Genomic DNA, 3563 nt, shown 5'->3' with positions numbered 1-3563 from the left:
ATATATAAGTTGTAAGAAGGAATGGACATTTTGTTAAGTTGTATTTCATGCTTGAAATATTTATGATTTATGATTATCTAAACAACTTATATAAAAATTAAAATACTATGCTTTCAATTATGATATTTTACTTAAATAATAATTTTGATTTATAATTGTATAAAATTATATGTAGATTATTAATTGAAACATAGTAAATAGCATTTATAATTAAGGAGACATTATGAGATATATATTATCTTTTATATTGGCATTTTCAATTGTATATTTTTCAGTGCCTATATTAGTGAAATTATCACATAAATATAGTTTTACCGATAAGCCAACAAAAAGAAAACAACATAGAGGAGAAATTCCACTTTGTGGTGGTATAGCTATGTTTATTGGATTTTTTGTAGTTTATTTTTTTGTAAATATATATAGTTTAGATATAGAAAAAGCATGGATATTTTTTGGATCAATTTTAATATTATTAATTGGACTAGTTGATGACTTCTATAAAACTAGGGGAAAAGAATTCCCAATTTATCCACGATTAATTATTCAATTACTAGCTGCAATTCTTGTATTTAATTCAGGAGTTGCTTTTAGAGGATTTAGTAATCCTTTTTCAGGGGAATATATTCAATTAAGTTATGTAGTACAATTTATTTTAACTGTAACATGGATATTTGGAGTTACTACTGTTATAAACTGGTCAGATGGTATGGATGGATTAGCTGGTGGATTAACTTTAATTTCATCCATTACTTTTGCAGGAGCAGCTATAATACTTAATCAAAGTGAATCTATAATTATGTCCTTAGGAGTTTCTGGTGCGACTTTGGGATTCCTCATGTACAATAAATATCCTGCAAAAATATTTATGGGTGATTCAGGGGCTAATTTCTTAGGGTTTATACTGAGTATAATAGCTTTAGATGGAGCGTTTAAACAAGCTACCTTAATGAGCTTATTTATCCCTATACTAGCATTAGCTATACCAATATTTGACAATATCTTTGTAATTATAAAAAGATTTCTAGATGGAAAACCTGTTTATCAAGCAGATAGAAGTCAAATTCATTATAGGCTAGAAGCTAAGGGATTTACACCTAAGCAAGTAGTAACATATATAAATATGGTAAGCTTAGCATTTAGTATAGTTTCAATAGTATTATTAATAATAAAACATTAATTAGATTTTTACTATAAGTAAGTATTAAGAATAAGATTGGATAAATAATAGAAAATCATAAGAAAATTTTATAAATAAAAATTGAACTTAATTTCCTTGTTTACAAAAAAGAGGAAATAACTTATAATAAATAAAAAGAATATTTAAGTTGTAATAAAGCATGTACATCTTATTCGAGGTTCATTTCCTGTTAAAATATTTAAGATGTGGCATTATATTGACAACTTATATAGAAATAAAAAATATATATGCTTTCAATTGATGAAAATTACTTATAAAAATATTTTTAAGTAAGAATGTAATAAGCCTCAAGAAGGTAGACTATTTATTGAAACATATATATAAAGAACTTATCGAGAGTGGTGGAGGGACTGGCCCTATGATACCCGGCAACCTACAAGGTTAAATTTATATTTAGCTTATTTGTGTGGTGCTAATTCCTGTTAGATAAGGGTAATTTATAGGCTTATACTATACCTAAAGGTTATCCTTTAGGTATTTTTTTATTCTTTAGATTATTTATATCTTAAATGATTGATGGATAGTTTAAAGATTTTATAAAATATAAAAGATAATTAATCTAAATAATAAAATACTAAAACATTGCACCTGCCATTTTTTGCGGCAATATCAGAAAAAGCAGATGCGCTAAGAATAAATACTTAGGGGGCTATTATGAATATTAATAATTTATTTAATGAAAAAAAGGTGGTATTTTCTTTTGAAATATTTCCGCCAAAACAAGAATCGAATATAGAAACTATCTATAATACTTTAGAAGAGTTAAAAGATCTTAAACCGGATTTTATAAGCGTTACCTATGGGGCAGGCGGTAGCTTAATTAAGAATATGACTTGTGAAATTTCTTCAATAGTAAAAAATAAGTATGGTATAGAGCCACTAGCTCACTTAACATGTATTAACTCAACTAAAGATAATGTTGATAAGATACTTGATGATTTAAAAAATCAAGGAATAGAAAATGTTTTAGCATTAAGAGGTGATATTCCAGCTGATTATAAAGGAGAAGGTAGTTTTAAGTATGCAACTGATTTAATAACTCATATTAAAGGAAGAGATGATTTTAACATAGTTGCAGCCTGTTATCCAGAAATTCATCCTGATAGCAAATCTATTGAAGATGATTTGTTAAACTTAAAAAGAAAACAAGAATCAGGGGCTACTCACTTAGTTTCTCAATTATTTTTCGATAATAATTATTTTTATGATTTCTTAGAGAAGAAAGAGAAGTATAATATAAATATACCTATTGAAGCTGGTATTATGCCTGTTATAAATTCAAAGCAAATAAAGAGAATAGTATCACTTTGCGGCGCAAAAGTACCACAAAAGTTTTTAAAGATAATGAATAAATATGAATTTAATTCAGAAGCATTAAGAGATGCAGGAATAGCTTATGCAAATGAGCAAATTATAGACTTAATATCAAGTGGAGTAGATGGAATTCACTTATATACTATGAATAATCCTTATGTAGCAAGAAGAATTAGCGAAGGTGTATCATCTATAATAAGTACAATAAATACTTGTGATAATGTAGCGAGTCAAAATTAAAAATTAAGAATGAATAATGAGAAATTAATTAAGAAACTTCTTAGGGAGTTTTGAAAAATAATTATTTTAATTAATTCTAGAAGAATTACATTAATAATTATTTGGTTTTAATAAGGCTGTTTGTTAGATAGATACCACAATTTAGTAGATTACTAAATATCATTTATATAACACATCCAAATAATGTATACTTATACTATTAATTGAAATATATCAGTAAATATTGGGAGGTAGTATTAATGGAAAAGGTAGAAAGTTTTGAATTAGATCATAGAATAGTTAAGGCACCATATATAAGAAAGTGTTGTCTTTTACAAGGAGAAGAAGGAGACAAGGTAACTAAATTTGATATTAGATTTTTACAGCCTAATGTGGAAGCTTTTGAAACAGCTGCAATACATGGTTTAGAACATTTACTAGCTCACGAGTTAAGAAGTAAGGTAGATGGAATTATAGACTTATCACCTATGGGATGTAGAACAGGATTCTACTTAAGTATATGGGGAGATAGGGAGCCAAAAGAAATTAAAGAAGCATTGGAATCAGCTTTAGAAGCAGTACTTAAAGCAGAAGAAATACCTGCAGCTAATGAGGTTCAATGTGGAAATTATAAAGATTTATCTTTAGATGGTGCAAAAAGATATGCTGAAAAGACATTAAAAACAGGATTCTCATTAAACATCTATGGAGAAGTATAGTGAATTAATAAAATAAAACTTGATATATATAATGCTAGTCGATCTTGCAAGCTCTAAGTCGACTTTCACATTATATATATCAAGTTTTTTATTTAAATGAATTTACTAAAGGA

Annotated in this window: 3 protein-coding genes and 1 riboswitch; all 3 genes read left to right on the top strand. The window is 26.8% G+C overall.

The window, feature by feature from the left end; translation table 11 throughout:
- Positions 1-223: 223 nt before the first annotated feature.
- Positions 224-1177, top strand: a complete 954-nt coding sequence (locus tag E6248_RS14525) for an MraY family glycosyltransferase (RefSeq protein WP_316341498.1) — start codon at positions 224-226, stop codon at positions 1175-1177.
- Between the two features lie 347 nt (positions 1178-1524).
- Positions 1525-1631, top strand: a riboswitch (SAM riboswitch).
- 221 nt (positions 1632-1852) lie between these two features.
- Complete coding sequence (metF, locus tag E6248_RS14520) at positions 1853-2752, top strand: methylenetetrahydrofolate reductase [NAD(P)H] (RefSeq protein ID WP_316341497.1); 900 nt, start codon at positions 1853-1855, stop codon at positions 2750-2752.
- Between the two features lie 239 nt (positions 2753-2991).
- Entirely contained in the window at positions 2992-3450 is a 459-nt protein-coding gene (locus E6248_RS14515; RefSeq protein WP_316341496.1) for an S-ribosylhomocysteine lyase, read from the top strand.
- Positions 3451-3563: the final 113 nt, after the last annotated feature.

It is taken from the genome of Clostridium sp. (genome assembly GCF_032552055.1).
GTDB lineage: Bacteria > Bacillota > Clostridia > Clostridiales > Clostridiaceae > Clostridium.
The sequence above is the reverse complement of the archived record's forward strand: the minus strand, read 5'-3'. Positions and strand labels throughout refer to the sequence as shown.

Bases quoted from the DNA above. Each gene is read 5' to 3' on its own strand.
- E6248_RS14525 (WP_316341498.1), top strand. From the start codon at position 224: ATGAGATATATATTATCTTTTATATTGGCATTTTCAATTGTATATTTT.
- E6248_RS14515 (WP_316341496.1), top strand. From the start codon at position 2,992: ATGGAAAAGGTAGAAAGTTTTGAATTAGATCATAGAATAGTTAAGGCA.
- metF (WP_316341497.1), top strand. From the start codon at position 1,853: ATGAATATTAATAATTTATTTAATGAAAAAAAGGTGGTATTTTCTTTT.